The sequence below is a fragment of the Azospirillum sp. genome (assembly GCF_035628975.1).
In the GTDB taxonomy this organism is placed as follows: Bacteria; Pseudomonadota; Alphaproteobacteria; order Azospirillales; family Azospirillaceae; genus Azospirillum.
Window position 1 is genome coordinate 83,373 of record NZ_DASPIS010000022.1, and the last position, 26,573, is coordinate 109,945.

Here is a 26,573-nt window from a genome sequence, read left to right on the forward strand (position 1 = left end):
CGTCCCCCTCAACGGATCGGCTGGTGGACGGTGACGAGCTTGGTGCCGTCGGGGAAGGTGGCCTCGACCTGGATGTCGTGGATCATCTCGGGGATGCCCTCCATCACCTGATCGCGGGTCAGCACGGTGGCGCCGTCGCGCATCAGCTCGGCCACCGTGCGGCCGTCACGCGCGCCTTCCACCACGTAGTCGGTGATGAGGGCGACCGCCTCCGGATGGTTCAGCTTGACGCCGCGCTCCAACCGCCGCCGCGCCACCATCGCCGCCATCGCGACGAGCAGCTTGTCCTTCTCGCGCCCTGTCAGGTTCATCGGGGGATTGCCCTTTCGCCACCCTGTTCGTTGCCGGATCATTGCCGGCCGGTTGGGAGCGATTATGCCACGATGATGCGGTGCGCCAAGTGCGTCGTATGACGTAGGGGGTTGAAAGTGCTTGGCATCAGTAACGGGCGATTTTGGTCCGCGCACCGTTCAGCAGACAATGGGCGTGTAGCGTGCAGCACAGCCACTCGAGATTCGCCGGAGCTTCCTTCAGCAAGCAGTACTCGATGTCGTCCTGCAAAAGTCCGTCCACGCGCGCCGGATCGATACCGAGCAGAGCCACCAACACCGCATTCATCATGGTCGCCATGACCAGCCGCCGGGAATCGACGGGCGCATCGGATGGAAAGCGGAACAGCGACTCCGCCGGCACCTTGGACAGCAGCCAGACATAAAGGGCCGCAACCTTGTGGTTTGCCAGCAGGTTTTCGCCCATGCCGTGGCGGGCCACGAACTGGTCGCGCAAGGCGCCGTAATCTTCAACCAGTTGATCGAGGTGCAGGCTTTCCGCCAGGAAAACGGGGCGGAGACGATCCGGCAAGGCGATGACGGCGGCACGACCGCACTCAACGAGAAAATGCCGCCGCTTGAGAAACAGGGTCGATAACCGGTCGCTCATTCCGTCGCGGAACCCTGCGCAATACGCGCAGCCATCCGCTTCGAACGTTCGGCCAGGAATGCGCTGGACGCCGCCAGATGCCGAACCGCAGCGTCGTAATCGAGCACCTCACTGCCGTTGCCCATGCGAACGCCGTCCAGCCCATCCGTATCCGGCAGCTGTTCGTAGTTCTTGCGGTAGGAGTCCATTGCCCACGTCCCCGACATTTTGTGCTCTGCGCGCGCTACGCACACATGCTCGAAAAGGGTATCACACTCGCAGAAAAACGCGAGATCTTCGCAGCAATTGCAACGCGGCGCCGATTGCCTCGGTCACACCTCCCACAGCCGCGGCAGGCGGGTGGGCAGGCCGGCGGCCTCATTGCGCAGGCCGGACCACAGGGCGGCGTAAGCCAGCCGCACGGCACGGGCATCGCCGCCAAGGATGCGGACGACCAGCAGGCCATCCAGCGCCGTGGCGCCGATGCGGGCACCCTCAAGCGGCTCGGCCAGGGCACGGACGGAATCGAGGTGGCCGGCTGCGTCGGGGGCGGCGTGCAGCAGGGTGGCGCAGGCCGCAGCTCCGCCGAAGCCCGCGGGGTGGGCCAGGGTTTCGGCGATGTCGTCGTCCAGATGCAGGGCGTCGGCCCAGATCAGGCGGCCGTCGCGGGCGACCTCCCAGGCGTCGCGGATCAGGCCGCGGGTCACCGTCTCGCCGAAGGCGGCGCGGCCGAAGACCAGCATCTCGCCGGCGATGGCGCGGCCGTCGCCCGACAGGTCGATCCGGGTCAGGCGGCGCAGGCGCGAACCTTCAAAGACGATGGCTTCCTGCGGCATCCATTCCAGCCACGCGCCATCTTCGACCGACAGCGTGGTGTCGATGCGGCAGTCGGCGCCGGTGGAGCGATAGACCTTCTCCGCCGCCTGGGTGGTGACCAGGGCCTTCGCCCCCGGCCCGACCGAGAGCGCGATGTCCATGCGGTCGCCGCCGACCATGCCGCCGGACGTGGTGGCGAGCACCGCGATGGGAAGGTCGTCCCGGCGCGGCGTCGGCATCAGCACCCGCAGCGGATCGTGGTGGTAGAGCGTCGCCAGCCGGGTCTCGCCGTGGCGATGCTCGAACCGGACGGTGGCGGCGCCATGGACGGCGACCTTCTTTTCCTCGCCACCTGCGTCTTTCGGCCTGTCGGCCACCGCCACCTGAACCAAGCGCCCGCTCCCCCCGGATGTTGCGGGCGACAGTCTGCCGGAAGCGGGACGGTTCAGGCAATGCGGACGAAGGTCCGGACTATCCTTCGCCGGAGAAGCAGCCGTTGCGGGCGGCGACCACCGCCACCTGGGTACGGTTGCGCACGCCCAGCTTCTGCATGATGGCGCGGACATGCACCTTCACCGTGCCTTCCAGCACGCCGAGGCCGCGGGCGATCTCCTTGTTGGAATGGCCGGCCAGCAGCAGTTCGAACACGTCGCGCTGGCGGTCGGTCAGCCTGTCGAGGATGTCGTCGTTGCCGCGCGGTCCCTCGCTCAGCGCTCCGTTCAGCACGGCGCGCGGCAGCGGCAGGAAGACGTCGCCGCTGAGTGCCAGCGAGATGGCATGCTCCAGCACCTCCGGCGGGCTGGTCTTCAGCACATAGCCGCGGGCGCCCATGCGGACGCTGTCGACGATGTCCGCCACCTCGTCGGAGTTGGTCAGGATCAGGACGGGCACCTCGCCCAGCGTTTCCTTCAGGCGGCGCAGCCCGTCGATGGCGCCGCCGCCGCCGGCATCCGCATCGTCCAGGCGCGGCGGGCCGGGATCGTACAGGACCAGGGCCAGTTCGGGAGTCTTGCGGCCGATGTCCAGCGCTTCATCCAACGACCCGGCCTCCAGCACGCGCGTTCCGGGGCAGATTTCGCCGATGGACAGGGCAAAGCCGTGGCGAACCATCGGCTGCTCGTCGACCACCAGAAAAATCCGCGTCGGATTGCCCGCGCTACGCGAACTGCCGCGCGCTTGAAGCTCGAACTCCATCGTGTCCCCTTATGCTCAGCGGACCACTTTTCAGAAGGGCCAAGAACACCAAAAAGCCCCATTGGGAAAGCGGTTCATTCGCGCCGCTCTATGGCGCGCCTACCTCTAAATATCGAATGAACGGATCTCCGTTCAATTTCTGCCCAAATCCGATCTATTGGCTGTGACTTTCCTGTTCTCATCTTGCGCGGTTGGTTAATGAACCGTATAAATCATCCCGGCACGAAGCGTAAAGCCCGCTGTTCCGAACAATATTGTTCTAATTTTTCATGTTCGGAGTCTGCCTGGACCGGATCAGTCGGCCCGGTCCTTGGCCCTGGTCTTCGGACCAAGGTCCAGGGGATGCAGATCAAAGGGGGGATCGCCGCCGCCCGGCAATGGGCGGCCCAGCGGAGGATGATCGATGAAGACATGGACTGTGATGCTGGTCGACCACGACCGGCTTTTCTCGGCGGCTTTGGCGACGCTGATCGGCGGCGGCCCCTTCCGGGTCAGCGCCCACGCGGCCAGTGCCGACGACGCGCTCGACCTCATCGCCGACGGCGACCAGCCCGACCTGATCGTGCTGGCGCTGCAGGACGGCATGCCCGAGGAGATCGCCGGTATCCGCCGCCTGCGCGAAGGCACGTCGGCGCGGATCGTCGTGCTGGCCGACACCATCGCCGACCGCAGCCTTTCGCAATCGCTGAAGGCGGGTGCCGACGCCTATCTGAACAAGAGCATGTCGAGCGAGAGCCTGCTGCGGTCGCTGCGGCTGGTGATGCTGGGCGAGGTGGTCTACCCCACCCATGTCGCCGGCCTGCTGATGGCCGCCGCCAACGAACGTCCGCAGCACACCCCGACGCCCATCGCCATGCCGCCCAGCGGCGACCTGTCGAAGCGCGAGGTCCAGATCCTGCGCTGCCTTCTGGCCGGCCAGTCGAACAAGGCCATCGCGCGAAACCTGCACATCACGGAATCCACCGTGAAGATGCATTTCAAGAACGTGATGCGGAAGATCAACGCGCAGAACCGCACCCAGGCCGCGGTGTGGGCGATCCAGAACGGGTTGTCGCCGTTGGTGACGGCGTAGGGGGTGTGTTGGTGGGGGGTGCCCCCTCCCTTCCCATGCTTCCGCATGGGTCCCTTCCCTCCCCCGCCTTCGGCGGTAGAGGGAGTGTAGCGCAGAGCGGCGGCAGTCCCCTCTCCCGCAAAGCGGGGGAGGGTTAGGGAGGGGGCAAATGCGCCCCTATTCCGCCGCGTGGCGATGGCCGGCGTGGCGGCCTTCGCAGAATTCCTCGATCATCTTGCGGCAGAAGGCCGGAATGTCGTCGGGCTTGCGCGAGGTGACCAGCCCGTGGTCGGTCACCACCTGCTCGTCGACCCAGGTTGCGCCCGCATTGCGCAGGTCCGTCTGCAGCGACGGCCAGCTGGTCATGCGCTTGCCGCGCACGCCGCCGGCATCGATCAGCGTCCAGGGGCCGTGGCAGATCGCCGCGATGGGCCGGTCGGACGTGACGAAGCTCTTCACGAACTCGATCGCCTTGGGCTCCAGCCGCAGCGAGTCCGGGTTCATCACGCCGCCGGGCAGAAGCAGCGCGTCGTAGCGGGCGGCATCGGCTTGGTCGAGCGTCACGTCCACATCGACCATGTCGCCGCGGTCATGGTGATTCCAGCCCTGGATCTGCCCGCCCTTGGGCGCGACCACATGCACGGTGGCCCCGGCCTCGCGGAGCGCCTTCACCGGTTCGGTCAGTTCCACCTGTTCGAAGCCATCGGTGGCGAGGACGGCGACGGTCTTGCCGTCGAGTTTTTGTGCCATGGAGGGGTCTCCTTCGCTGAAGGTCGTACCGCGGCAACCGGATTACCCCTGGATGGTTCCCTGGGAACTGTCCCGCAATTCCTATGTTGATTGTGACATACGAGACACACATCAGCGATGGGAGCCCGACTCATGCGGTTCCAGACCATGTTGGCCGGCCTTGCGCTGGCGACGACCCTATCCTTTGCCCAGGCCGAGTCGGCGCTGGCCGCCGATCCGCGCGGTGGTGACGACCTCGTCGGCGTCGAGGTGACCGGCCTGCTCGGCGAAGAACTGGGACAGATCGTTTCCGTTTCCCCGGCCGCCACCGGCAAGGACGACAGCATCCTGGTCGAGGCCAGCGGCATGCTGGACGTCGGCCACCGCTTCTTCACCGTCCACCGCTCGCAGCTGGCGCCGGGCGAGGACGTGGACACCGTCACCTACAAGAAGACTGCGGAGGACGTGATCCGCCGCCTGCACAGCGACACCCAGGTCGCGGAGCGTTGAGCCAACTCGCGGAGCGCTGAACCGGCGCTCCGCCGGGCCGCCCGACCATTCAGGCGATCTGGTCAGGCGATCTGGTCGGGACCGGTTTCGTCAGGATGGCAGGGTTTGCAGCCGGTGGGCCAGGGCTCGCCCAGATCCTCCACCACCATGCGCCAGGACGGCCCGTCGAGCCGGACACAACCGCCGCCGGCGAAATGCAGGGCGACCCCGCCCTCCACCGTCTCCATCGACAGCAGTTCCAGCATCTGGCCGCGGTCCTTCAGGTCGAAACCGCGCAGCTTTGCGCCGGTCACCCCCTCCACCCGCACGCCGCAATGGACCCGCTCATAGGGAGCCAGATCGTCGTCGTCGGCGGTGGGGCCGGGCCGGGGCTGGTCGGCCGACTCCCAGCGGAAGCGGTTGACGACCATGACGAACCGCTTCTCGTCGGGCTGGAAGCACATGTCGCCGACCGGCAGGATGGCGTCCTGCAGGCAGGCGGAAACGACCTTCAGGTCCTCCTCATCCTCGGCACGCAGGCGGATCGGGGTGATGGCCGTCATAATCAAGGGCACCTCTCGGGAAAGGCCAACCTCTATGGGATGGCGGGAGGGGCGCCCCCGCCGCTTACTCGTCGCCGCCGTGGATGCGCTCGATCTCCGCACCGCAGGCGGCCAGCTTCTCCTCCACCCGCTCATAGCCGCGGTCGAGGTGGTAGACGCGGTTGACCATCGTCTCCCCCTCCGCCGCCAGCCCGGCGAGCACCAGCGACACCGAAGCGCGCAGGTCCGTCGCCATCACGGGCGCACCGGTCAGCCGCTCCACACCGCGCACCAGGGCCGACGAGCCGTGGACCGTGATCCGCGCGCCCATGCGCGTCAGCTCCGGCGCGTGCATGAAGCGGTTCTCGAAGATCGTTTCCGTGATCATCGCCGCACCCTTGGCCGTGCACATCAGGGCCATCATCTGGGCCTGAAGGTCGGTGGGGAAGCCGGGGAACGGCTCGGTCATCACATCGACGCCGTGCAGTTCGCCGTTGGCGCGCGAAACGCGGATCCCGTTCTCGATCTCCTCGAAGGCGACGCCGGCCGGAGCCAGCGCCTTGACCGCCGCCTTGATCAGATCGAGACGGGTGTTCATGATGTCAAGACGGCCCCCGGTGATCGCCGCGGCCATGGCGTAGGTGCCGGTCTCGATGCGGTCGGCCACCACCATGTGGCGGGCGCCGTGCAAGCGGTCGACGCCTTCGACCACCAGCCGGTCGGTGCCGATGCCGGTGATCTTCGCCCCCATCTTCACCAGGCATTCGGCGAGGTCGGTCACTTCCGGCTCGCGCGCGGCGTTGACCAGGATGGTGGTGCCCTTGGCCAGCGTGGCGGCCATCAGCAGGTTCTCGGTCGCACCCACCGACACCTTGGGGAAGACGTATTCCGCACCGCGCAGCCCGCCGGCCGGAGCCTTGGCGACGATGTAGCCCGCCTCGATCCGGATGTCGGCGCCCATCGCCTCCAGGCCCTTGATGTGCAGGTCCACCGGACGCGCGCCGATGGCGCAGCCGCCGGGCAGCGACACCTTGGCCTCGCCGCAGCGGGCCAGCAGCGGACCCAGCACCAGCACGCTGGCGCGCATCTTGCGGACCAGATCGTAGGGGGCGGTGGTGTTGGTGACGTCGCGCGCGGTGAAGTCCACGGCGCGTCCGGCGCAATCGCCGCCGGCCCCGGCCATATGGATCGCCACGCCATGCTGCAACAGCAGATTGCAGAGCGTGTTGATGTCGGCCAGGATCGGCAGGTTGGTCAGCGTCAGCGTCTCGTCGGTGAGCAGCGACGCCGTCATCAGCGGCAGGGCGGCGTTCTTGGCGCCACCAACGGTGATGGAGCCATTCAGCGGGCGGCCGCCGCGGATGCGGATCTTGTCCATGGACCTGTTTCTTTCGCGGATACGCTCTGACGAGCGTTCAGATTAGGAGTGCTCAGAGCCGGGGCAGCGTGACGCCCTTCTGCCCCATGTATTTGCCGGACTTGTCGGCGTAGGACACCTCGCACACGCTGTCGCCCTTCAGGAACAGGAACTGGCACAGCCCCTCGTTCGCATAGACCTTGGCGGGCAGCGGGGTGGTGTTGGAGATCTCCAGCGTGACGTGGCCCTCCCACTCCGGCTCCAGCGGGGTGACGTTCACGATCAGGCCGCAGCGGGCATAGGTGCTCTTGCCCAGGCAGATGACCAGAACGTCGCGCGGGATGCGGAAATACTCCACCGTGCGTGCCAGCGCGAAGCTGTTGGGCGGGATGATGCAGACGTCGGTCTTGCGGTCGACGAAGCTCGAATCGTCGAAGCGCTTCGGATCGACGATGGCGTTGTCGACGTTGGTGAAGATCTTGAACTCGTCGGCGACCCGGGCGTCGTAGCCGTAGGACGACACGCCGTAGGAGATCACGCCTTCGCGCTTCTGGGTCTCGACGAAGGGCTCGATCATGCCCTTGGTCTCGGCCATCTCGCGGATCCAGCTGTCCGGCATGATGCCCATCGCGGGGGTACTCCTTGGCGTATCGATTGGATTGAGGGTCGTGAAGGCTGGTTTGTAGCCGAGCACGCGGCGGGGCTCAAGGAAAGGTAGGCCGCTTGGGGCGCATGGACGGTTCTTTATCACGGCGCTGGTCTTGCCCGCCGCCGCGGCTAAGCTGTCCACCATGATCCAGAGCTTCACCCTGTCCGTGACGGACACCCCCGCCCCGGCCGATTTGGCCGGAGTCTTCGACGGCCTGCGCGCCTACAACGAGGCGTCGCTCGGCCGTCCCTATGACCGCCGCGACCTGGTGGCCGTTGCCCGCGATGCGGACGGCACGCTGAAGGGCGGGCTGGTCGGCTACACCAACTGGGAATGGCTGTATGTCGACCTGCTGTGGGTCGACGAGTCCACCCGCGGCAGCGGCCTCGGTGGCCGGCTGATGGCTGCGGCAGAGTCGGAGGCGCGCACACGCGGCTGCCGCTGGTCGCGGCTCTACACCTACGATTTCCAGGCGCCGGGCTTCTACCCGAAGCTGGGCTATGAGGTATGGGCGGAGATGGAGGGCTATCCGCCGGGACACAAGCAGATCTGGTTCAGGAAGGATTTGGCTTAGCGGTTGGAGCGGCCTTCGGCCGCTCGCCCCCTCCCCGACCCTCCCCCACCTTCGGTGGGAGAGGGTGCCTTAAGGCGAAGCGGCGGCAGTCCCCTCTCCCTCGAAGAGGGGGAGGGTTAGGGAGGGGCATCGGTGCCTTGCGTCCCACTCACTCCCCCCGCTGCCGCGCCTGCTCCTTGCGCTTGCGCAGGTTCTCGCGCAGGCGGGCGGCGAGGCGCTCGTCGCGGGCAGCAGCAGCCGGCTTCGGCTTCACCGGAGCCGGCGGTTCCTTCATCGTCTCGGCGGTGTCGTCCATCGGAGCGGCTCCGCAACCGGCCTCAATGGCCGGGCTCAGTGGTTGGACTGGTGCAGGATCTGGTCGCGCAGGCCGGTGTCATACTCGACGCCGGCCGCGGTCAGGATCGCCGCGCCGGGGGTGCGCTTCACGATGCCCTTGCGCTCCAGAATGGTCCAGACGGCGTCGTTCTGCAGGCCGGTGGCGTCCTTGGCGGCAACGACGGAATGGCCCAGATGGAAGTGGTTGCCGTGCGCATGCGGCAGGGCGGTGATCTGGAAACCCCCCTCCTCGTCCTCGGCCGGTTTGTTCTCCAGGCGGGCCAGTTCCTGCAGCAGGGTCAGGGTGCGCAGCTGCAGCGGGTTCAGGTTCAGCGGATTCTTCTTCGGGGGCATCGATGGTCCCATCGGTCCTGATGTGTCGCGGTCGCGCAGTAGACCGGCAGCGTGGAGCGCCTGTCAAGCGTGCGAACCGGTCACGGAAAGGTCGTGGATGCAGGCTGGCGCCCCGGCCGCCGCTGGGGCATAAGACCGTCGGACCATCGTCATAAGGACTGTGAGACCATGACCATCCTCGTCACCGGTGCCGCCGGCTTCATCGGATCGCATGTCGCGGCTGCGCTGCTGGACCGCGGGGAGAGCGTGCTCGGCCTCGACAACCTGAACGACTATTATGCGGTGGCCTTGAAAGAGGCGCGGCTGGCCCGGCTGACCGGCCGGCGGGGCTTCCGCTTCATCAGGACCGACATCTCCGACCGTGCGACGGTGGAAGGTCTGTGGCCACAGTTCGGTGATGTGACGGGCGTGGTCCATCTGGCGGCACAGCCGGGCGTGCGCTACTCCATCGAGAACCCTTATGCCTATGTCGACGCCAACGTCACCGGTCAGGTGACCTTGCTGGAGGCGGCGCGGCGCATGCCGGACTTGCGGCATTTCGTCTATGCCTCGACCTCGTCCGTCTATGGCGCCAACCGCAAGATGCCGTTCTCGGTGGAGGATCGGGTCGACAGCCCGGTGTCGGTCTATGCCGCGACCAAGAAGGCGGCGGAGATGCTGGCCTTCACCTACAGCCACCTCTACCAGATGCCGATGACCGGCCTGCGCTTCTTCACGGTCTATGGCCCGTGGAGCCGGCCGGACATGGCGACCTGGCTGTTCGCCGACGCCATCACCGCCGGCCGGCCGATCCGCGTCTTCAACGGCGGCAAGATGAAGCGCGACTTCACCTATATCGACGACATCGTCGCCGGCGTGCTGGCCGCCCTCGACCGCCCCGCCCCCGTCGATGCGGAGACCGGCGCCCCGCACCGCGTCTTCAACCTCGGCAACAACCGGTGCGAGGAGCTGATGCGCTTCATCGGCGTGTTGGAGCAGGCTTTCGGCCGCGAGGCCGTGAAGGTGATGGAACCGATGCAGGCCGGCGACGTGCAGGAAACCGCTGCCGACATCGAGTTGAGCCGCCAAGTGCTGGGCTTCGAACCGAAGACCCCCATCGAGATCGGCCTGCCGCGCTTCGTGGAGTGGTACAAGGGCTATCACAAGCTCTGAGCCTTCCACCCGCCACCTCCACCGCCCGAGCCATCATGACCTCCACCGCCTATTCGACCGCGCTGATCGGCGTCTTCCTGCTCTGTCTGGCCGTCGGCTGGTACCTGTCGACGCGGGTTCTGCGTTATCTGCTCGCGAGCAGCATCATGGACATCCCGAACGAACGGTCGAGCCATCAGGCTCCCACCCCACGCGGCGGAGGCTGGGCGGTGATGCTGACGGTGGTGCCGGTCTTCGCCGTCGCCGGGATCGTTTTCGGCCGGCCGCTGGAGACGGGGGCGGTGCTGCTGGGGACGCTGGCGCTGATGGGCGTGTCGTGGATGGACGACCGGCGGGAACTATCGCCGCTGCTGCGGCTGGCGGTGCAGGCGCTGGCGGTGGCCTTTGGGTTGCTGGCGCTGCCGTCCGACCAGCTGGTGTGGCAGGGCTGGCTGCCCTGGGGGCTCGACCGTGCGGCGACCGCCTTCCTGTGGCTGTGGTTCGTCAATCTCTATAATTTCATGGACGGGATCGACGGGCTGGCCGGCAGCGAAACGATCCTGATCGGCGGCGGCGTTGCGCTGGTGTCGCTGGCGATGGGAGAGTTCGGGCTGACCGGAGTCGCCGGGGCGGCACTGGCCGGGGCAGCGGCGGGGTTCCTGACCCACAACTGGCGGCCGGCCCGCATGTTCATGGGCGATGTCGGCAGCATCCCGCTCGGCCATATCCTGGCCTTCCTGCTTGCCTCGCTGGCGGCGCGTGGCGATTGGGCGGCGGCGCTGATCCTGCCTGCCTATTACCTGACCGACGCCACCATCACGCTGCTGCGCCGGCTGCTGCGCGGCGAGAAGATCTGGCAGGCCCACCGCGAGCATTTCTACCAGAAGGCCGCCAAGGGCGCCGGACGGCATGACCGCGTGGTGTTGACCATCATCGGCTACAGCCTCGTCCTCGTCGCCGCGGCGCTGGCAGCCGGAAGCTTCGGCGCCTGGACGCTCCTGCCCGGTGCGGTGACCGTCGCGCTGCTGCTGGCAACGCTGACGCGCATGTCGAAGGCATGATCCCGATGACCGCTGCATTCCTCGACCTGTCGGTCGTCCTTTACCATCCCGATCCGGAGCTGCTGGCCCGTTCGCTCGACACCATCGGTGCCGCCGCCGACCGGCTGGCCGAGGGGGCCGGGGTACAGACCCGGCTGTGGATCGTCGACAATGGCTCACCAAAGGACGGCCATGGGGGCAGCGACCCAGGCTCCAACCCGTTCCGGGCGCTGCTGGACCGCTATGCGGAAGCCGGGCGGCCGCCGGTGACGCTGATCGCAGGGCACGGCAATGTCGGCTATGGCGCCGGGCACAATCTGGCGATCCGGCAGGGCGACGCGCCTTATCACCTGATCCTGAACTACGACATCCTGCTGGAACCCGACGCTCTGCTGGCCGGCTGGCGCTATATGGAGGCGCACCCGCGCACCGTCCTGCTGACGCCCAAGGTGTTCGGCCCGTCGGGCGAGCAGGAATTCCTGTGCAAGCGCCGGCCGACCGTGCTGGATCTCGGCCTGCGCGCCTTCGCCCCTGCATCGGTCAAGCGGATGTTCACCCGGCGGCTCGACCGCTACGAGATGCGCGACGTCACCCGCGACGCCGTCGTCACCGGGCTTGAGCAGGTCAGCGGAGCCTTCATGCTGTTCCGGCGCGATGCGCTGACCCGGCTGGGCGGCTTCGACGACGGCTATTTTCTGTATTTCGAGGATTTCGACCTGTCGCGCCGAGCGATGACGCTGGGTGAGATCGCCTATGTGCCGGAGGTGCGCATGGTGCATTTCGGCGGCAAGGCGGCGCGCAAGGGCGGCGCGCACATCCGGATGTTCGCCCGTTCCGCCCTACGCTTTTTCAACACCCACGGATGGCGGCTGGTCTGAGCTGTGCGATTTCCGCAGCCCCGGCCGGCCGCGGGTCTTCAGCAGCAGCGGGTTCCAGGCGATCATGCCGGCGACCTGACCCAGCGTGGCCTTGCGGTCGCGCTGGATGACGCGGCGCTTGGCGATCATGCGAGGCAGCCCGCACAGGGCATCGCGGATGCCGCGACCGATGGCGCCGGTGCGGTCGCTGCCCAGGCTGCGGAACACCAGATAGACCACCAGCAGCGCATGGCCGAAGAAGGCCAGCGGCAGCAGCGGCAGCGGCATGTTCTTCACCATGGTCCACACCAGATTGCGGACGCCGTGATACTGGGCGAAGGTGCCGTACTGCTTGGACACGCCGCTGCTGACATGCTCCACCACCGCGTCGCCGACCTGGACCGCCGGTCCGCCGCTGAGCCGGATGCGGAAGCCGAGATCGACATCCTCGCAATAGCAGAAGAAATCCTCGTCGAAGCCGCCGACGGCCTCGAAATAGTCGCGCCGGTACATGGCCGCGGCGGCGCACGGCGAAAAGACCGTTCCGCTGTAGTAGGGCGGCTTCAGCATGCGGCGGTAGTTGACCCGCCAGGCGAAGCCGAAGATGGAATACTGGTCGCCCTCGCCGTCGATCATGCGGGGATCGTGCGAGAAAAGTTGGGTCGAGCCGAACATCGCCACATCGGGCTGCGCATGGGCGGCGGCCTGCAGCCGCTCCATCCAGTCGCGGCGCGGGAAGGCGTCGGGGTTCAGCGTGACGATCCAGGGAACGGTGGCACCGGCGGCACCGACATTGTTCGCCTTGGCGAAGCCCACATTCGTGTCCAGCCGGACCATGCGGAATCGCGGATCGGCAGGCAGAGCGATGCCGTCGACGTCCTTCGAGGCATTGTCGACGATCACCACCTCGAAAGCGGGATCGGTCTGGTCGAGCAGACAACCAATGACGCGATTGACGAAGTCGGCGCAATTAAAGCTGACGATGATGATTCGGCTGTGCCGATCATTCGCATCGTCCACGAGATGTGACATGTCTTGGTAGCGTCCTTATTCACGCGTCCCTGTCCAGCTTATAACCATTCCCTTCATCGACCGAAAGCCGGAAAAGGTGCCTGGGACCTTGCGCCGTGGCGCACCCTGGCCAAACCGGATAATAAATCGTTCCTCAGTCCACCATACCAACCAAGCCCGGACCATCCCGCACATGCGCGTTCTCCTGACCGGCGCCACCGGCTTCGTCGGCCGCCACACCGTCCCGCTGCTGGCCGCCCGCGGACATCAGGTGCGTGCGGCGCTGCGCACCGCCTCGGAAGGGCCGTGGGAGCCGGCCGTCGTCGGCGACATCGGCCCCGACACCGACTGGACGGCCGCACTCGCCGGCGTGGCCGCCGTGATCCACATGGCGGCCCGCGTCCATGTGATGCGCGACACCGCCGCCGATCCGCTGGCGGAGTTTCGCCGCGTCAACACCGCCGGCACCGTCCGGCTGGCGGAGCAGGCGGCCGCGGCCGGGGTGAAGCGCTTCGTCTTCCTCAGCAGCATCAAGGCGATGGTGGACGAAAGCCGCCCCACCCCGCTGGACGCCGCGACGACACCCGACCCCCACAGCCCCTATGGAGTGTCGAAGCTGGAAGCCGAACGCGCGCTGGCGGAGATCGCGGCCCGCACCGGCATGGAGGTCGCGGTGATCCGCCCGCCGCTGGTCTATGGGCCAGGCGCCGCCGGCAACATGCGCGCCCTGCTGAAGCTGGTGGCGACCGGCCTGCCGCTGCCCTTGGGCGGCATCCGCAACCGGCGCAGCCTGATCTATGTCGGCAACCTCGCCGATGCGGTGGTGACGGTGCTGGAGCATCATGATGCCGCCGGACAGACCTTCCTGGTCCAGGATGGGGAGCCGCTGTCGACCGCCGATCTGGTGCGCGCCATCGCCGCCGCGCTCGGCCGTCCGGCCCGGTTGATCCCGGTGCCGCAGGGGCTGATGGCGCTGGGCGCGGCGCTGACCGGGACGCGGGCGGTGTTCGACCGTCTGGCGGGCACGCTCACGGTGGATGACGCTCCCATCCGCAACAGGCTTGGCTGGCGCCCGCCCCATGACCTTGCGACCGGGTTGCGCGCCACGGCGGAATGGTTCAAAGCTTCCCGCGGCTGATCGCGACGTCGAAACAAGCCGAACGAACGAACAAGGTTTAGCGGCATGCGCATCCCGTCCGCACGGGCATCCCTGGTGTTCCTGCATGATCTGGTGATGACCGGGGTGGCCCTGGTCGTCGCCCTCTATCTGCGGGTGGGCGGTTCCGCCTTCGGTCTTTACTTCGACGCGCTGACGATCGCCCTGCCGGTGCTGGTCGGGCTGTCGGCCGCGGTGTTCGTGCTGTTCGGTCTGTACCGCGGCATCTGGCGCTACGCCTCCATCCCCGACCTGATGCAGGTGGTGCGCGCCGTCACGGTGGCGGTGCTGTGCTTCGTGCTGGCGATGTTCCTGCTGACGCGCGCCGAACTGCTTCCCCGCTCGCTGCCGCCGATCCTGTGGCTGGTGCAGATGCTGCTGCTGGGCGGGCCGCGCTTCGCCTACCGCTTCCTGAAGGACCGCCGTTTCAGCTGGGCCGAGGCGGTGGAGGGCGTGCCGCGCATCCCCGTCCTGCTGCTGGGCGTCGGCGACGCGGCGGAGCTGTTCATCCGCTCGCTCGACCAGCCGGGACAGTCGGCCTACCGCGTGGTCGGCATCCTCGACGACAAGGGCCGCCGCATCGGCCATGCCGTGCGCGGCGTGCCGGTGCTGGGCGGCCCCGACGACCTCGAACAGGTGGTCCAGGCGCTGGAGCGCAAGGGCGAACGGCCGCAGCGGCTGATCATCACCAAGGGCAATGCCGAGCTGAAGGGATCGACCCTGCGCAGCCTGCTCGACCGGGCGGAGGCGCTGGGGCTGGTCATGTCCCGGCTGCCCAGCCTGACCGAGTTCAAGTCGGCGCTGGGCGAAGGCAAGGGCGTGGAGGTGCGCCCCATCGCGCTGGAGGATCTGCTGGGCCGGCCGCAGGCGGTGCTGGACCGCGGAGCCATCTCCGGACTGATCGGCGGGCGGCGGGTGATCGTCACCGGCGCCGGCGGCACCATCGGCAGCGAGCTGGTCCGCCAGATCGCCGCGCTGGGTCCGGAACGGCTGATCCTGCTCGATGCCGGGGAGTTCAACCTCTACAGCATCGAGATGGAGGTGCGGGAGAAGTTCCCCGGCCTCGACACCCGCGCGGTGATCGCCGACGTGCGCGACCGCGACCGGGTCATGCGCCTGTTCCAGGACGAACGCCCCGCCCTGGTCTTCCATGCCGCCGCGCTGAAGCATGTGCCGCTGGTGGAGGCCAACCCGTGCGAGGGCGCGCTGACCAACGTGGTCGGCACCCGCAACGTGGCCGACGCGGCGCGCACCGCCGGCTGCCTCGCCATGGTGCTGATCTCCACCGACAAGGCGATCCGCCCGACCAGCGTGATGGGCGCGGCCAAGCGCTTCGCCGAGACCTATTGCCAGGCGCTGGACGTGTTGCCGCCGCGCGACGGGACGGAGCACGCCACCCGCTACATGACCGTGCGTTTCGGCAATGTGCTGGGCTCGTCCGGCTCCGTCGTGCCGCTGTTCACCCGGCAGCTGGCGCAGGGCGGGCCGCTGACCGTCACCCACCCGGACATGCGCCGCTATTTCATGACCGTGCGCGAAGCGGTGGAACTGGTGCTGCAGGCGTCGGCCCACGGCGCCACCCGCGCGGAGGACCGCGGCAAGATCCTGGTGCTGGACATGGGCGAGCCGGTGAAGATCGCCGACCTCGCCCGCCAGATGATCCGGCTGGCCGGCTATCGGCCGGGCGTGGACATCGAGATCGCCTACACCGGCCTGCGCCCAGGCGAGAAGCTGTTCGAGGAAATCCTGACCGCCGCGGAGGCGCCGAGCCGCACCGAGGCCGACGGCGTCTTCCTCGCCTCCCCCCGGCTGATCGACTATGCGCTGATCAACCGTGCGGTGGGCGAGCTGGAAACCGCGGCGCGGGCTGGCGACGGCGAGCGGGTTCTGTCGATCCTCGGCACCGTCGTGCCCGATTTCCGCGCCGAAGCGGTGCTTCCGCCTGCCGCCACGCAGGCGTAATTCGGGAGCTTATTCCGGGAGCGAAAAAAAGTGGCCTGCGGTGTGATTTTAAGCGCTTGCATCCCCAAAAGGCCTGTGGCATAACCCGCGCCACTTCGGGGGGCGGTCAAGCCTGAACGCCTCACCCGGACGCATCGCCCCGGCGATGATCGGTTATCGGGGCTGCCGTAGCTCAGTGGTAGAGCACTCCCTTGGTAAGGGAGAGGTCGAGAGTTCAATCCTCTCTGGCAGCACCATTCCTCCGATCCTGTCATCAGGCGTTCGTATCCGGCGCTGCCGTAGCTCAGTGGTAGAGCACTCCCTTGGTAAGGGAGAGGTCGAGAGTTCAATCCTCTCTGGCAGCACCATCCTCCTCTTTTAAAAACTCCCCTTGAAAATCGGTTCATCGCTTCCTTGACCTTGCCGCCGAAAGGCCGCAAGAAACGCGCGCGCGTTCACACAGCGTGAACAGTTGGTACACGATTTCACAGTGCGTGAAATCACAGGCGCGGGTTCGTTTCGGGAGGATGTCACCATGGCCGGCAACAGCTTCGGCACGCTTTTCCGCTTCACCACCTGGGGCGAGAGCCACGGTCCGGCCATCGGCGTCGTCGTGGACGGCTGCCCGTCGCTGATCGACCTCGTTGCGGAAACGGACATCCAGCCCTGGATGGACAAGCGCCGGCCCGGCCAGTCCCGCTACACCACCCAGCGCCAGGAACCCGATCAGGTGAAGATCCTGTCCGGCGTGTTCGAGGGCAAGACGACCGGCACCCCGATCTCGCTGCTGATCGAGAACACCGACCAGCGTTCCAAGGACTACAGCGACATCGCCGGCAAATTCCGCCCCGGCCATGCCGACTACACCTACTGGCAGAAATACGGCATCCGCGATTACCGCGGCGGTGGCCGGTCCTCGGCGCGGGAAACCGCCTGCCGGGTCGCCGCCGGTGCGGTGGCGCGCAAGGTGCTGGGCAGCGCCATCCAGGTGCGTGGCGCGCTGGTGCAGATCGGTCCGCACAAGATCGACCGCAGCCGCTGGGATTGGGCGGAGATCGACAACAACCCCTTCTTCTGCCCCGACCCGGTCGCCGCCACCCGGTGGGCCGAGTATCTCGACGGCATCCGCAAGAGCGGCTCGTCGGTCGGCGCGGTGGTGGAACTGGTGGCGTCCGGCGTGCCGGTCGGCCTGGGCGACCCGCTCTACGACAAGCTGGACAGCGACCTCGCCTGCGCGATGATGACGATCAACGCAGTGAAGGGCGTGGAGATCGGCAACGGCTTCGCCGCCGCCGAACTGACCGGCGAGCAGAACGCCGACGAGATGCGCATGGGTCCGGACGGTCAGCCGCAGTTCCTGTCCAACAATGCCGGCGGCATCCTGGGCGGCATCTCCACCGGGCAGGACATCGTCGTGCGATTCGCGGTGAAGCCGACCAGTTCGATTCTGACCCCGCGCCAGACGGTGGACACCGCCGGCAACGACACCGACATCCTGACGAAGGGCCGCCACGACCCCTGCGTCGGCATCCGCGCCGTGCCGGTGGGCGAGGCGATGATGGCCTGCGTGCTGGCCGACCACCTGCTGCGTCGGCGGGCCGAGCGGCGGGAGTAGGTTGTCGGCGATACCCCCTCCCCATCCCTCCCCCGCTCTCGGGCGGCCGAAGGCCGGTCCGATCGCGGGAGAGGGGGCAGGACGTTAGTCGGCGTGAGTGAAATGCCAAAACGGCGGAGTTCCCTCTCCCGCCAAAGGCGGGGGAGGGTTAGGGAGGGGGCCACAGCGCCGGCAATAACGGTCCCTTACACAGTCACCCCACACCACAGGACCACCCCATGCCCGCTCTCCGCCACGGACAGCGCCTGATCCTCGCCCTGGCGATGTTGATCGCCGCCGTGCCCGCGGCCATGGCGGACACCAGGCCCTTCCAGGAGTTCGACGAGACCTTCAAGTCCTGGAAGCTCTACTGCCAGCTCTGGACCGCCACCCGGCAGGTGGAATGCGAGCTGACCGCCCGCGGCACCAACGACCGCACCGCCCGGCTGGTCTGGCTGCGCTCGACCGAGAAATGGCGCGAGGGGCTGCGCTTCCGGGTGTCCGCCGAAGCGCTGGATCTCGACAAGCTGGTGCGCGTCTGGGCCGACCGCGCAGTGTTCAAGCCCGACGCCCCCTGCAAGCCCTACCGGTTCGAGACCAACACCTGCGCGGTGACCGATCCCGACATCAACCGCCGCATGGTGGAGAGGATCGCCCCGGCGCCGGAAGTCTCCATCGTCGGCCAGTCACCGGCCGGCGAGAAGACGGAGGTGCGTTTCCCGCTCGCCGGCTTCCGCGAAGCGCTGGAGCGCAGCGACGCCATCCGCGCGATGTCCGGCAGGCCATGGTCAACCCGCCCCGATGCCGATTGATCCCTATATAGCAATCCCAGCGACAAGAACCGACGGACTCCCCGCCCAGTGACCGACAGCCATTTCCCCGGCAAGGACGCCATTCTCGCCTTCATCCGGTCCAGCACCACCCCCGTCGGCAAGCGCGAGATCGCCCGCGCCTTCAAGCTGTCCGGATCGGCCGACCGCGAAATGCTGAAGGACCTGCTGCGCGAACTGGAAGCGGACGGAGCTGTGGAGCGCGGGCGCAACAAGCGCATGGCCCCGCCGCAATCCCTGCCCGCCGTCGCCGTGCTGCTGATCACCGGCGTCGATGCGGACGGCGAGTTGTCGGCCCGCCCCTTGACCTGGACCGGCGAGGGCAACCCGCCGCGTATCTTCCTGCTGCCGGAAAGGAAATCGCGGGGCGAGGACAAGCCGCTGGCGGTCGGCGACACGCTGCTGGCGAAGCTCGCCCGCATCAACGACCGCCTCTATGAGGCTCGCGTCATCCGCCGCATAGATGGCGAGCGGGAGGGCCGCATCCTCGGCGTCTACCGGCCGAGCGCCGATGGCGGGCGCATCCTCCCGACCGACCGCCGCCACAAGACCGAATTCCTGGTTCTGCCGTCCAACCGCGGCGACGCCGAAGCGGGCGACCTCGTCTTTGCCGACGTCCTGCCGGCCGGACGTGCCGGCCAGCCGCAGGCCCGCGTGGTGGAACGGCTGGGCTCCACCGACGAGCCGCGCGCCTTCAGCCTGATCGCCATCCACGCCCACGGCATCCCCACCGTCTTCCCGCACGCAGCCCTGCGCGAGGCGGAACTGGCGGCGGTGCCGGCGCTGATGCAGCGGGAGGATTTGCGCGACATCCCGCTGGTGACCATCGACGGCGCCGATGCCCGCGATTTCGACGATGCCGTCTGGGCGGAGCCCGACAGCGACCCAGAGAACCTGGAAGGCTGGCACCTGATCGTCGCCATCGCCGACGTATCCTATTACGTGCGCCCCGGATCGGCGCTCGACCGGGCGGCGTACGAGCGCGGCAACTCCGTGTACTTCCCCGACCGCGTCGTGCCGATGCTGCCGGAGGCGCTGTCGAACGGACTGTGCTCGCTCCGTCCGGAAGAGGACCGCGCCTGCCTCGCCTTCCACCTGTGGATCGACCGCAACGGTGTGCTGATCCGGCATCGGCTGGTCCGCGCACTCATGCGGTCGGCGGCGCGGCTGACCTATGAACAGGTGCAGGATTGCCACGACGGCCGGCCGGACGAGGTGACGGCGCCGCTGGCCGAAAGCGTGATCGCCCCGCTGTTCGGCGCATACGCCCGGCTGGCCGCCGCACGCACCAAGCGCGGGACACTGGAGCTGGATCTGCCCGAACGCCGCGTGCTGATCGACGAGCGCGGCCGGGTCGCCGAAATCGCGGTTCGCGAACGCCACGACAGCCACCGGCTGATCGAAGAGTTCATGATCGCCGCCAACGTCGCAGCGGCGGAGGTGCTGGAACGGCGCACCATGCCCGGCCTCTACCGCATCCACGACCGTCCCTCGATGGACAAGATGGAGGCGCTGCGCGGTTTCCTCGCCGACATCGGCCATCCGCTGGGCAAGAGCGCCGATCTCACGCCCAGCCACTTCACCCGCATCCTGCGCAAGGTGGAAGGCACGTCGCATGCGCCGCTGGTCAGCGAGGTGATCCTGCGCGCCCAGGCCCAGGCCGCCTACAGCCCGGACAACATCGGCCATTTCGGGCTGGCCCTGCACCGCTACGCCCATTTCACCTCGCCGATCCGCCGCTATGCCGACCTGATCGTCCACCGGGCGCTGATCCGCACCCTGGGGCTGGGCGTCGGCGGGCTGGACGACGAGACGCTGGGCCGGCTGGCGGAAATCGGGGAGCACCTGTCCGGAACCGAACGCCGTGCCGCCGCCGCCGAACGCGACGCGGTCGACCGCTACACCGCAGCCTTCCTGGCCGACCGGGTGGGGGAGCGATTCAGCGGCCGCATCGCCGGCGTCAGCCGCTTCGGGCTGTTCGTGCGGCTGGACGAGAGCGGCGCCGACGGGCTGATCCCGGCCAGCACCCTGCCCGACGACAGGTACGATCATGACGAGGCGGCGCACGCCCTGGTCGGGCAGCGTACGGGCCGTACATACCGCCTCAGCAGCCCGGTCAAAGTGGTCCTGATGGAGGCCGATCCGGTCAGCGGCAGCATGCTTTTCCGACTGTCCGACTCGGACTGACTCCAAGTCTCCAGCCGATACCGTTGCTTAACGGCAACGCTTGCGCCGTGTGACGAACCGATGGCGGACTCGTGGCAAAGCCAAGGGTTCGCCCCTGCGGCACCATACAAGCGTGACCTAGGCGACACAGGCCGGGACAATCCGCAACATTGCGAATCGCTCCGCAATTTTGTCCCGCACACCCTCCTGAACGAAGGTGTATCTATCCCCCATCCGGGACCGGCACCATCCTCGTCCGGTCCGGCTGCAGGAAAGGGAGGCCGCGGTTCGCCCCATGGCCAATTGCGATCACAGCGCGTGCGATCACACCGTACCGTCACGCGTGTCGCCGTTTCGGATCCCCGCGATGTCGAGCTTGGCGCGCCGCCTGTGCCGCTCCATCCGCCATTCCGCCCTCCAGCTTTCGACTGCGGCGTTCCTCGCCTCCACCGCGGTCGCAGCCCCCACCCAGTCCCTTCCAGCCAGTGTCCCGCCGCCCGTCAGCGAGCAGGTCTTCGCCGTCGGCTTCGGCAAGATCGCCGAGGTGTATCTGGACGCCGTGTCCTTCAACCGCCTGGGCATGGACGGTCTGAAGGGCCTGAGCGCCCTCGATCCCGCCGTGACGGTGGAGCGCGCCGGCAGCACCGTACGCCTATACGTGTCGGGCACTCTGGCCGCGGAGTACGGAGCTGCGCCGGACGCCGACGCCGGCGGCTGGGCGGCGCTGACCACCCGCGTCATCGACCGCGCGCGCAGCCATTCCCCCGTCCTGTCCAAGGCGACGCCGGAACGGCTGTACCAGGTGGTGTTCGACGGCATCACCGCCGATCTCGACGGGTATTCCCGCTACACCGGCGTCCAGCGCGCGACCAACGAGCGGGCGCAGCGCGAAGGCTATGGCGGCGTCGGCATCTCGCTGGACAGCAACGCCAATGGCCGCGTGACCTTGCACGACATCATGCCGCACAGCCCGGCCGAACGCGCCGGCATCATCGACGGCGAACAGCTTCTGGCGATCGACGGCGAGCTGACGACACGGATGACCGCGGCCGAGATGCGCGACCGGCTGCGCGGCCCGACCGGCACCCTGGTCACGCTGACCGTCGCGCGCGACAACGCCGCGCCGCGCCGCCTGCCGCTGCGGCGGGAGCGGGTGGTGCCCAACACCATCACCTATTCGCTGTCCGGCGACGTCGGCATCGTCAAGCTCGACCGCTTCAACGCCACCACCGCCTCCAGCCTGCGGACTGCGGTCAACGCCATCCGCCAGACCGCCGGCCCGACCCTTAACGGGATGGTGCTGGACCTGCGCGGCAATCCGGGCGGGCTGCTGGACCAGGCGGTCGCGGTGGCGGACCTGTTCATGCGCCGCGGCCGGATCATCTCCACCGAAGGGCGCAACCCGGAAAGCCGCCAGCGCTTCGACGCCAACCCTGACGACCTGTTGGACGGGCTGCCGCTGGTGGTTCTGGTCGACGGCCGCTCCGCCTCCTCGGCGGAGGTGGTGGCGTCGGCGCTGCAGGACTCGGGCCGTGCGGTGGTGGTGGGCGCGTCCAGCTACGGCAAGGGCAGTGTCCAGACCGTCACCCGGCTGCCCAACGACGGCGAGCTGTTCCTGACCTGGAGCCGCATCTACACGCCGGCCGGCTACACCCTGCACCGCCAGGGCGTGCAGCCCACCGTCTGCACCAGCCGGGCCGGCCAGACCGATCCGGACACCCTGCTGTCCGATCTGCGCGAGGGGCGGCTGCGCCCGGCGCAGATCGCGAGCTGGCGGTCCAAGGCGGCCGACGACGAGCATGCGCTGAGCGCCCTGCGCGAAGCCTGCCCCTGGAAGGAGCATGAGCCCGACCTGGACCTGAAGGTCGCCATGCGGCTGCTGTCCGAGCCGGCGCTGTACCAACGCGCGGTCGCCAGCGCCGTGGTCAACACGGTGGCGGAGCGCTGAGTCCGGACACGGGAACGACGGGCCCTGTGGCAATCGAGGTCGGGCATCGATTTCACCGCCCATAAGGCTTGACATTGCGGCGTCAGACGGTATTTTCCGCCGCTACGACGCCGCCCCCGCCGGGCCGGCGGGGCACGGATTTTTTGTCGGGATCGAGATCATGGCCAAGCAGAACACCGTCCTCATCAAGCTGGTGAGCACGGCTGACACCGGTTTCTTCTACGTGAAGAAGAAGAACCCGAAGAAGACCACCGAGAAGCTGTCGTTCCGCAAGTACGACCCGGTGGCGCGCAAGCACGTTGAGTTCAAGGAAGCCAAGATCAAGTAAGTCTTGTCCGACACTGAGCTGTGCTTCGAATGAACAAGGCCGCCTTTATGGCGGCCTTTTCGTTTTTGTCAGAGCTTTGCATTTTCCACACCAGGGCTGGTGCGGCATCCGGTCGCTGCCGCTATTTGCGGTGACCGCCACACCACGGATGCGTGCATTCCAAATGGGGCACTTCGGGCGGACACTGTTCGGACGGTAACCGACTCCGGAGGGACCGACCATGCCCGACACGCATCTCATCCCGTCCACCGGCCCGTCCGCCAACCCGCCCACCGGCCCGCTTGCCGACTCCGGCGCGACCGTGCCGGACGCCGGCCGGCGGCAGGCTCTCGCGACCCGCTTCCAGAAGGCGCGCGCCCGCACGGCTGAACTGGTCGCCACCTTGTCGCCGGAAGACCTGATGGTCCAGACCGTCCCCGACGGCGCCCCGGCGAAATGGCACCTCGCCCACACCAGCTGGCTTTTCGAGGTGGCGGTGCTGATTCCCTTCAGCCCAGGCTACCGCCCCTACGACCCCGCCTTCCTCGACCTGTTCGCGGCGCGCGGCGAGCGATTCGCCGCTCCGCCCCGCGTGCTGTCCCGTCCCAGCACCGCGGAGATCATGCGCCATCGCGACCAGATCAACGCCGCGGTGCTGCATCTGATCGAGCAGATCGACGACGGCCTGTGGGACACGGTCGAACCGGCACTGGTGATGGCCATCGCCCACGAACGCCGCCACCAGGAGCGCATGCTCCTGCACATCAAGCATGCCCTGTGGTCCAACCCGTTGCGCCCAGCCTATGAACCGGCGCCGGACCATCCGCATCTTGGGGCACCGCCCGACGGCTGGGTGGAACAGGCCGGTGGGCTGGTCGAGATCGGCCGCCCCGCCCCCTTGCCCGGATTCGACCATGAGGGGCCACGCCACCGCGTCTGGCTGGACCCCTATCGCTTGGCCGCCCGCCCGGTCACCTGCGGCGAGTTCCTGGCCTTCATCGAAGCCGGCGGCTACAGCGACCGCTCGCTCTGGCTGTCCGACGGTTGGGAGACCGCGCGGGCGGAGGGCTGGAGCACCCCGCTCTATTGGGAGCGCGGCAGCAGCGAGCAGAGCGGGGACCTGAAAAGCGTTTCCGGCTGGCGGGTCTTCACCCTCTACGGCATGCAGCCGCTCGACCCGGACGAGCCGGTCTGCCATGTCAGCTGGTACGAGGCCGACGCCTATGCCCGCTGGGCCGGGAAGCGCCTTCCACGTGAAGCCGAATGGGAGGCGGTCGCCGCCGGCTGCGACAGCATGGGCAATCTGCTGGGAACCGGCCATCGCCATCCGCGCTGCGGCACCTGTCACGGCACCGGCCCCTGGCAGATGTGCGGCGACGTGTGGGAATGGACGGCCGATGCCTTCGCCACATATCCGGGCTACCGCCGGCCGGACGGCCCGGACGAGGCGGTCAATGGCCGACTCGCCAGCAACCGCATGGTCCTGCGCGGCGGCAGTTGCCTGACCCCCTTCGACCATGCCGGACCCTGGACGCGGCATTACCTGCGGCCGGAGACCCGTTTGTCGGTGAGCGGTTTCCGGCTGGCGGAGGACGCGGTTTAGGAGATTTGGCCGGACGTCCCCGCCGCGCCTGCCGCCACGCCCCCGGCCACCAGCGCCCGCGCCTGCCCCTGGGTCAGGATGCCGCGTTCGGTCAAGCGGGTGAACAGCGCGGCGGCCAGTTCGGCCACGGCCAGCGCCTCCCCCTGGGGGCCGTTGCGTGGGTGATGGACCACGCCGAAGGCGGCGGCGAACCGGTCGGGGGACGCGCCGGCCAGCGCCGGGTCCAGCGACGCCGCCAGTACGCCGAGGTCCAAGCCCTGCGGCAGGGCGGGATCGGCGATGCCCGCCAGCGTGGCGGACCGCGCCAGGGCGGCGAGCGCCTGGTCGATGCCGATGCCGACGGCGATGCAGTTGTGCAGCGCATCCTGGATCGCCGGCCAGACGGCGGCGAAGGGGCGTTCGCCCGCCACCATTGCGGTGCCGATGCCGTGACGGGCGGTCGCCTCCTCCGGCACCGGATCGATGGGGTCGATCAGAAGGGCGAGCGACACGGTCGGGAAGATGCGCGATCCCGCCAGCCGAACCGTGCCGACCGCGATGACCGGACCGCTGTCCGGCTCCACCCCCGCCGTCGCCACCCACAGCGCGACGAACGGCAGTGCGGCCAGCGGCTCGTCGTCACCCAGCGGGGCGGCAGGCTGGGCCGTTCGAAGAGTGAGCGCCCGCTTGCCGGTCAACCCGGCGCCGTTGGCCATGCCGCGGGCGGGAAAGGACAGCATCACTCCGGAATTCAGGCCGAGATCGACGAGCCTTGCGGACAGTTCACCCTCTTCCGTCCGGCGCAGCACCGCGGAGGCGGGCGCCCCGCCGCCGCGCGCCCGTTCGATGGCGCGGGCCAGATCGTCGCGCAGCAGGGCCTTGCCGATGTCGGCACCCTCCTCCACCTCCAACAGCCGGGCGGCGGCGGGGTTGAGCCGCTCCACCCGCCCCAGTTCGTCGATGATCAGCAACGGATCGTCGGTGAGGACCAGCGCCGCGCGAACCGCCCGGTCCATGCGACCGCCGCCCAGTGGTCCAAGCCCGAGAGGCCCGCGCCCCAACGGACCATCCGCCAGCGGTCCATCGCCTGCCGGCTGACCGCCGCCCCGGACCAACCCCGCGGCGGCCTCCGCCAGGCGCCCGACCTCGCCGCCGCGTCCGCCCGCCCAGGGCTCCAGGTCGATGCGGCTGCGCCCGCCGGACAGGCGGTCCGCCAGACGTTCCAGATCGCCGAAATGGCGGGACAGGCGGGAGAAGACGAACCAAACCGCCAGCAGGCCGATCCCGCAGATCGTCAGCCCGCGCGTGAAGGCGGTCCGGTCCTCCGCCGCCAGCTGCGTGATTTCCACGCCCAGAAAGACCAGCGTGGCTGCCGCCACCGCAAGCCCCAGCATCGCCACGCGCCAAACGCCGCCCTTCATCGGGCCGCCTCCCCCTCGTTGTGCCCGGACTCTAGCGGGCCAAGAGGAAACGGAGAAGCGACGTGCGTGTTCAGCGCGCCAGCAGGGCGGCCCGCGCGCCGTCCACCTGCTCCACCAGGCCGGCCAGCGCCACCCTGACGTCTCCCGACAGGCCAATCATCAGCAGCGCCACCACCGCCACGGCCAACGCGTGGTCAAGGAAGGATCGATTCGCTTGGTTGCGGAAGAACGGACGGATCGGCGGCATCGCTGACTGGCTCCGGCACAGGAGGAAATGACGAATTGACGGGCGGCGCCAGCCTACCGGGGGAAAAGCCCAACGAATGCTTAACAGCGCGGGAACCAAACGGCTTGTCCTGCTTTTGACACCAGCGAATCGCGATTCGCAGAAGTTTTTCAAAGTCGAGGCTACGCTTTCCGCTTCACTCCGGTCGAGTTACCCTTTGTCGCTGCCCGCGCAAACTCGGATTACCGCCTTTGCGTAAAATACATAGCAACTTCCAACCGATCTTTTGCTATCGCTCTGTTGCATTTCCTGGTTTGCCTGCTTGCCGGATGATGCTAAGAGTAGGTCATCCAGCGACAACACTCCTTTCCGCAT

At 68.1% G+C, this 26,573-nt stretch carries 28 protein-coding genes and 2 tRNA genes; 16 read left to right on the forward strand and 14 right to left on the reverse strand.

All coding sequences use genetic code 11. From position 1 onward, the window contains the following. Positions 1-8: 8 nt before the first annotated feature. The 5 genes from VD964_RS04665 to VD964_RS04685 all read right to left on the reverse strand — a co-directional run bounded on the left by VD964_RS04665 (position 9) and on the right by VD964_RS04685 (position 2,928). Positions 9-311 carry an urease subunit gamma gene (locus tag VD964_RS04665; protein ID WP_014248459.1) on the reverse strand — a complete coding sequence of 101 codons (303 nt, stop codon included), beginning with the start codon at positions 309-311 and terminating at the stop codon, positions 9-11. 127 nt (positions 312-438) lie between these two features. Then, complete coding sequence (locus tag VD964_RS04670) at positions 439-939, reverse strand: hypothetical protein (protein ID WP_324866056.1); 501 nt, start codon at positions 937-939, stop codon at positions 439-441. Continuing rightward, on the reverse strand, positions 936-1,127 hold the full coding sequence (locus VD964_RS04675) for a hypothetical protein (RefSeq protein ID WP_324866057.1): 192 nt from the start codon (positions 1,125-1,127) through the stop codon (positions 936-938). The genes VD964_RS04670 and VD964_RS04675 overlap by 4 nt, the downstream gene beginning before the upstream one ends. A 123-nt stretch (positions 1,128-1,250) precedes the next feature. Then, on the reverse strand, positions 1,251-2,117 hold the full coding sequence (locus tag VD964_RS04680; protein WP_324866117.1) for an urease accessory protein UreD: 867 nt from the start codon (positions 2,115-2,117) through the stop codon (positions 1,251-1,253). An 88-nt stretch (positions 2,118-2,205) separates the two neighbouring features. Next, positions 2,206-2,928, reverse strand: coding sequence for a response regulator transcription factor (locus tag VD964_RS04685; RefSeq protein WP_310112550.1), 723 nt, complete (start codon positions 2,926-2,928; stop codon positions 2,206-2,208). A gap of 403 nt (positions 2,929-3,331) precedes the next feature. Between VD964_RS04685 and VD964_RS04690 the strand changes: the two genes are divergently transcribed. Then, the gene (locus tag VD964_RS04690; protein WP_014248463.1) at positions 3,332-4,000 is read left to right on the forward strand and encodes a LuxR C-terminal-related transcriptional regulator; all 669 of its coding nucleotides are present in this window, start codon (positions 3,332-3,334) and stop codon (positions 3,998-4,000) included. A gap of 156 nt (positions 4,001-4,156) precedes the next feature. Here VD964_RS04690 and VD964_RS04695 read toward each other — a convergent pair whose 3' ends face one another. After that, positions 4,157-4,729: a type 1 glutamine amidotransferase domain-containing protein gene (locus VD964_RS04695; protein WP_324866061.1), complete on the reverse strand. Its 573-nt coding sequence runs from the start codon at positions 4,727-4,729 to the stop codon at positions 4,157-4,159. A 132-nt stretch (positions 4,730-4,861) separates the two neighbouring features. Between VD964_RS04695 and VD964_RS04700 the strand changes: the two genes are divergently transcribed. Next, the gene (locus tag VD964_RS04700) at positions 4,862-5,218 is read left to right on the forward strand and encodes a hypothetical protein (protein WP_324866063.1); all 357 of its coding nucleotides are present in this window, start codon (positions 4,862-4,864) and stop codon (positions 5,216-5,218) included. 62 nt (positions 5,219-5,280) lie between these two features. Here the strand turns inward: VD964_RS04700 and VD964_RS04705 are convergent, their stop codons facing one another. The 3 genes from VD964_RS04705 to dcd all read right to left on the reverse strand — a co-directional run bounded on the left by VD964_RS04705 (position 5,281) and on the right by dcd (position 7,724). Further along, positions 5,281-5,760, reverse strand: a complete 480-nt coding sequence (locus VD964_RS04705; RefSeq protein WP_324866065.1) for a DUF2948 family protein — start codon at positions 5,758-5,760, stop codon at positions 5,281-5,283. A gap of 64 nt (positions 5,761-5,824) precedes the next feature. Beyond that, entirely contained in the window at positions 5,825-7,117 is a 1,293-nt protein-coding gene (gene murA / locus VD964_RS04710; protein WP_324866068.1) for a UDP-N-acetylglucosamine 1-carboxyvinyltransferase, read from the reverse strand. A gap of 52 nt (positions 7,118-7,169) precedes the next feature. After that, entirely contained in the window at positions 7,170-7,724 is a 555-nt protein-coding gene (gene dcd / locus VD964_RS04715) for a dCTP deaminase (RefSeq protein WP_014248468.1), read from the reverse strand. A gap of 133 nt (positions 7,725-7,857) precedes the next feature. Between dcd and VD964_RS04720 the strand changes: the two genes are divergently transcribed. Continuing rightward, entirely contained in the window at positions 7,858-8,319 is a 462-nt protein-coding gene (locus VD964_RS04720; protein ID WP_324866072.1) for a GNAT family N-acetyltransferase, read from the forward strand. Positions 8,320-8,467: 148 nt separating this feature from the next. Here VD964_RS04720 and VD964_RS04725 read toward each other — a convergent pair whose 3' ends face one another. Beyond that, complete coding sequence (locus VD964_RS04725; RefSeq protein WP_324866074.1) at positions 8,468-8,614, reverse strand: hypothetical protein; 147 nt, start codon at positions 8,612-8,614, stop codon at positions 8,468-8,470. Between the two features lie 35 nt (positions 8,615-8,649). Beyond that, positions 8,650-8,988, reverse strand: coding sequence for a hypothetical protein (locus VD964_RS04730; RefSeq protein WP_324866076.1), 339 nt, complete (start codon positions 8,986-8,988; stop codon positions 8,650-8,652). A 168-nt stretch (positions 8,989-9,156) separates the two neighbouring features. On the opposite strand from VD964_RS04730, the gene VD964_RS04735 reads away from it, so the two are divergent. The 3 genes from VD964_RS04735 to VD964_RS04745 are packed head-to-tail and all read left to right on the forward strand — an operon-like array spanning position 9,157 to position 12,037. Further along, positions 9,157-10,140, forward strand: a complete 984-nt coding sequence (locus VD964_RS04735) for an SDR family NAD(P)-dependent oxidoreductase (RefSeq protein WP_324866078.1) — start codon at positions 9,157-9,159, stop codon at positions 10,138-10,140. Between the two features lie 35 nt (positions 10,141-10,175). After that, positions 10,176-11,180 carry a glycosyltransferase family 4 protein gene (locus VD964_RS04740; RefSeq protein WP_324866080.1) on the forward strand — a complete coding sequence of 335 codons (1,005 nt, stop codon included), beginning with the start codon at positions 10,176-10,178 and terminating at the stop codon, positions 11,178-11,180. A gap of 5 nt (positions 11,181-11,185) precedes the next feature. Next, positions 11,186-12,037 carry a glycosyltransferase family 2 protein gene (locus tag VD964_RS04745; RefSeq protein ID WP_324866081.1) on the forward strand — a complete coding sequence of 284 codons (852 nt, stop codon included), beginning with the start codon at positions 11,186-11,188 and terminating at the stop codon, positions 12,035-12,037. Here the strand turns inward: VD964_RS04745 and VD964_RS04750 are convergent. Next, the gene (locus VD964_RS04750; protein WP_324866083.1) at positions 11,999-13,048 is read right to left on the reverse strand and encodes a glycosyltransferase family 2 protein; all 1,050 of its coding nucleotides are present in this window, start codon (positions 13,046-13,048) and stop codon (positions 11,999-12,001) included. The genes VD964_RS04745 and VD964_RS04750 overlap by 39 nt on opposite strands. Positions 13,049-13,220: 172 nt before the next feature. Here VD964_RS04750 and VD964_RS04755 point away from each other — a divergent pair, with 172 nt between their 5' ends. The 10 genes from VD964_RS04755 (at position 13,221) to egtB (ending at position 24,572) form a co-directional block, all read left to right on the forward strand. Then, positions 13,221-14,165 carry an SDR family oxidoreductase gene (locus VD964_RS04755; RefSeq protein ID WP_324866085.1) on the forward strand — a complete coding sequence of 315 codons (945 nt, stop codon included), beginning with the start codon at positions 13,221-13,223 and terminating at the stop codon, positions 14,163-14,165. A 45-nt stretch (positions 14,166-14,210) separates the two neighbouring features. After that, the gene (locus VD964_RS04760) at positions 14,211-16,145 is read left to right on the forward strand and encodes a nucleoside-diphosphate sugar epimerase/dehydratase (RefSeq protein WP_324866087.1); all 1,935 of its coding nucleotides are present in this window, start codon (positions 14,211-14,213) and stop codon (positions 16,143-16,145) included. A 161-nt stretch (positions 16,146-16,306) separates the two neighbouring features. Beyond that, positions 16,307-16,381: transfer RNA gene (locus VD964_RS04765), tRNA-Thr, on the forward strand. A 36-nt stretch (positions 16,382-16,417) separates the two neighbouring features. Beyond that, a tRNA-Thr gene (locus VD964_RS04770) sits at positions 16,418-16,492 on the forward strand. A 167-nt stretch (positions 16,493-16,659) separates the two neighbouring features. Continuing rightward, the gene (gene aroC, locus VD964_RS04775) at positions 16,660-17,739 is read left to right on the forward strand and encodes a chorismate synthase (RefSeq protein WP_324866089.1); all 1,080 of its coding nucleotides are present in this window, start codon (positions 16,660-16,662) and stop codon (positions 17,737-17,739) included. A gap of 218 nt (positions 17,740-17,957) precedes the next feature. After that, complete coding sequence (locus VD964_RS04780; RefSeq protein WP_324866091.1) at positions 17,958-18,530, forward strand: hypothetical protein; 573 nt, start codon at positions 17,958-17,960, stop codon at positions 18,528-18,530. Positions 18,531-18,578: 48 nt separating this feature from the next. Beyond that, the gene (gene rnr / locus VD964_RS04785) at positions 18,579-20,735 is read left to right on the forward strand and encodes a ribonuclease R (RefSeq protein ID WP_324866093.1); all 2,157 of its coding nucleotides are present in this window, start codon (positions 18,579-18,581) and stop codon (positions 20,733-20,735) included. A gap of 346 nt (positions 20,736-21,081) precedes the next feature. Further along, positions 21,082-22,662, forward strand: coding sequence for a S41 family peptidase (locus tag VD964_RS04790; RefSeq protein ID WP_324866095.1), 1,581 nt, complete (start codon positions 21,082-21,084; stop codon positions 22,660-22,662). A gap of 160 nt (positions 22,663-22,822) precedes the next feature. Then, positions 22,823-22,990, forward strand: coding sequence for a 50S ribosomal protein L33 (gene rpmG / locus VD964_RS04795; RefSeq protein ID WP_012974790.1), 168 nt, complete (start codon positions 22,823-22,825; stop codon positions 22,988-22,990). Positions 22,991-23,210: 220 nt separating this feature from the next. After that, positions 23,211-24,572: an ergothioneine biosynthesis protein EgtB gene (gene egtB / locus VD964_RS04800; protein ID WP_324866105.1), complete on the forward strand. Its 1,362-nt coding sequence runs from the start codon at positions 23,211-23,213 to the stop codon at positions 24,570-24,572. On the opposite strand, the gene VD964_RS04805 is transcribed toward egtB, so the two are convergent. Both VD964_RS04805 and VD964_RS04810 read right to left on the reverse strand, forming a co-directional pair. Then, the gene (locus VD964_RS04805; protein ID WP_324866107.1) at positions 24,569-25,972 is read right to left on the reverse strand and encodes a DNA polymerase III subunit epsilon; all 1,404 of its coding nucleotides are present in this window, start codon (positions 25,970-25,972) and stop codon (positions 24,569-24,571) included. The genes egtB and VD964_RS04805 overlap by 4 nt on opposite strands. A 70-nt stretch (positions 25,973-26,042) precedes the next feature. Continuing rightward, on the reverse strand, positions 26,043-26,219 hold the full coding sequence (locus tag VD964_RS04810) for a hypothetical protein (RefSeq protein ID WP_324866109.1): 177 nt from the start codon (positions 26,217-26,219) through the stop codon (positions 26,043-26,045). Positions 26,220-26,573: the final 354 nt, after the last annotated feature.

Excerpts from the sequence above, each read along its gene's own strand:
- VD964_RS04810 (WP_324866109.1), bottom strand. The coding sequence starts at position 26,219 with ATGCCGCCGATCCGTCCGTTCTTCCGCAACCAAGCGAATCGATCCTTC.
- VD964_RS04745 (WP_324866081.1), top strand. The coding sequence starts at position 11,186 with ATGACCGCTGCATTCCTCGACCTGTCGGTCGTCCTTTACCATCCCGAT.
- VD964_RS04790 (WP_324866095.1), top strand. The coding sequence starts at position 21,082 with ATGTCGAGCTTGGCGCGCCGCCTGTGCCGCTCCATCCGCCATTCCGCC.
- VD964_RS04740 (WP_324866080.1), top strand. The coding sequence starts at position 10,176 with ATGACCTCCACCGCCTATTCGACCGCGCTGATCGGCGTCTTCCTGCTC.
- egtB (WP_324866105.1), top strand. The coding sequence starts at position 23,211 with ATGCCCGACACGCATCTCATCCCGTCCACCGGCCCGTCCGCCAACCCG.
- VD964_RS04760 (WP_324866087.1), top strand. The coding sequence starts at position 14,211 with ATGCGCATCCCGTCCGCACGGGCATCCCTGGTGTTCCTGCATGATCTG.
- rpmG (WP_012974790.1), top strand. The coding sequence starts at position 22,823 with ATGGCCAAGCAGAACACCGTCCTCATCAAGCTGGTGAGCACGGCTGAC.
- VD964_RS04690 (WP_014248463.1), top strand. The coding sequence starts at position 3,332 with ATGAAGACATGGACTGTGATGCTGGTCGACCACGACCGGCTTTTCTCG.
- aroC (WP_324866089.1), top strand. The coding sequence starts at position 16,660 with ATGGCCGGCAACAGCTTCGGCACGCTTTTCCGCTTCACCACCTGGGGC.
- VD964_RS04685 (WP_310112550.1), bottom strand. The coding sequence starts at position 2,928 with ATGGAGTTCGAGCTTCAAGCGCGCGGCAGTTCGCGTAGCGCGGGCAAT.
- VD964_RS04665 (WP_014248459.1), bottom strand. The coding sequence starts at position 311 with ATGAACCTGACAGGGCGCGAGAAGGACAAGCTGCTCGTCGCGATGGCG.
- dcd (WP_014248468.1), bottom strand. The coding sequence starts at position 7,724 with ATGGGCATCATGCCGGACAGCTGGATCCGCGAGATGGCCGAGACCAAG.
- murA (WP_324866068.1), bottom strand. The coding sequence starts at position 7,117 with ATGGACAAGATCCGCATCCGCGGCGGCCGCCCGCTGAATGGCTCCATC.
- VD964_RS04735 (WP_324866078.1), top strand. The coding sequence starts at position 9,157 with ATGACCATCCTCGTCACCGGTGCCGCCGGCTTCATCGGATCGCATGTC.
- VD964_RS04805 (WP_324866107.1), bottom strand. The coding sequence starts at position 25,972 with ATGAAGGGCGGCGTTTGGCGCGTGGCGATGCTGGGGCTTGCGGTGGCG.
- VD964_RS04670 (WP_324866056.1), bottom strand. The coding sequence starts at position 939 with ATGAGCGACCGGTTATCGACCCTGTTTCTCAAGCGGCGGCATTTTCTC.
- VD964_RS04755 (WP_324866085.1), top strand. The coding sequence starts at position 13,221 with ATGCGCGTTCTCCTGACCGGCGCCACCGGCTTCGTCGGCCGCCACACC.
- VD964_RS04675 (WP_324866057.1), bottom strand. The coding sequence starts at position 1,127 with ATGGACTCCTACCGCAAGAACTACGAACAGCTGCCGGATACGGATGGG.
- VD964_RS04725 (WP_324866074.1), bottom strand. The coding sequence starts at position 8,614 with ATGGACGACACCGCCGAGACGATGAAGGAACCGCCGGCTCCGGTGAAG.
- VD964_RS04695 (WP_324866061.1), bottom strand. The coding sequence starts at position 4,729 with ATGGCACAAAAACTCGACGGCAAGACCGTCGCCGTCCTCGCCACCGAT.
- VD964_RS04705 (WP_324866065.1), bottom strand. The coding sequence starts at position 5,760 with ATGACGGCCATCACCCCGATCCGCCTGCGTGCCGAGGATGAGGAGGAC.
- VD964_RS04750 (WP_324866083.1), bottom strand. The coding sequence starts at position 13,048 with ATGTCACATCTCGTGGACGATGCGAATGATCGGCACAGCCGAATCATC.
- VD964_RS04780 (WP_324866091.1), top strand. The coding sequence starts at position 17,958 with ATGCCCGCTCTCCGCCACGGACAGCGCCTGATCCTCGCCCTGGCGATG.
- VD964_RS04730 (WP_324866076.1), bottom strand. The coding sequence starts at position 8,988 with ATGCCCCCGAAGAAGAATCCGCTGAACCTGAACCCGCTGCAGCTGCGC.
- VD964_RS04700 (WP_324866063.1), top strand. The coding sequence starts at position 4,862 with ATGCGGTTCCAGACCATGTTGGCCGGCCTTGCGCTGGCGACGACCCTA.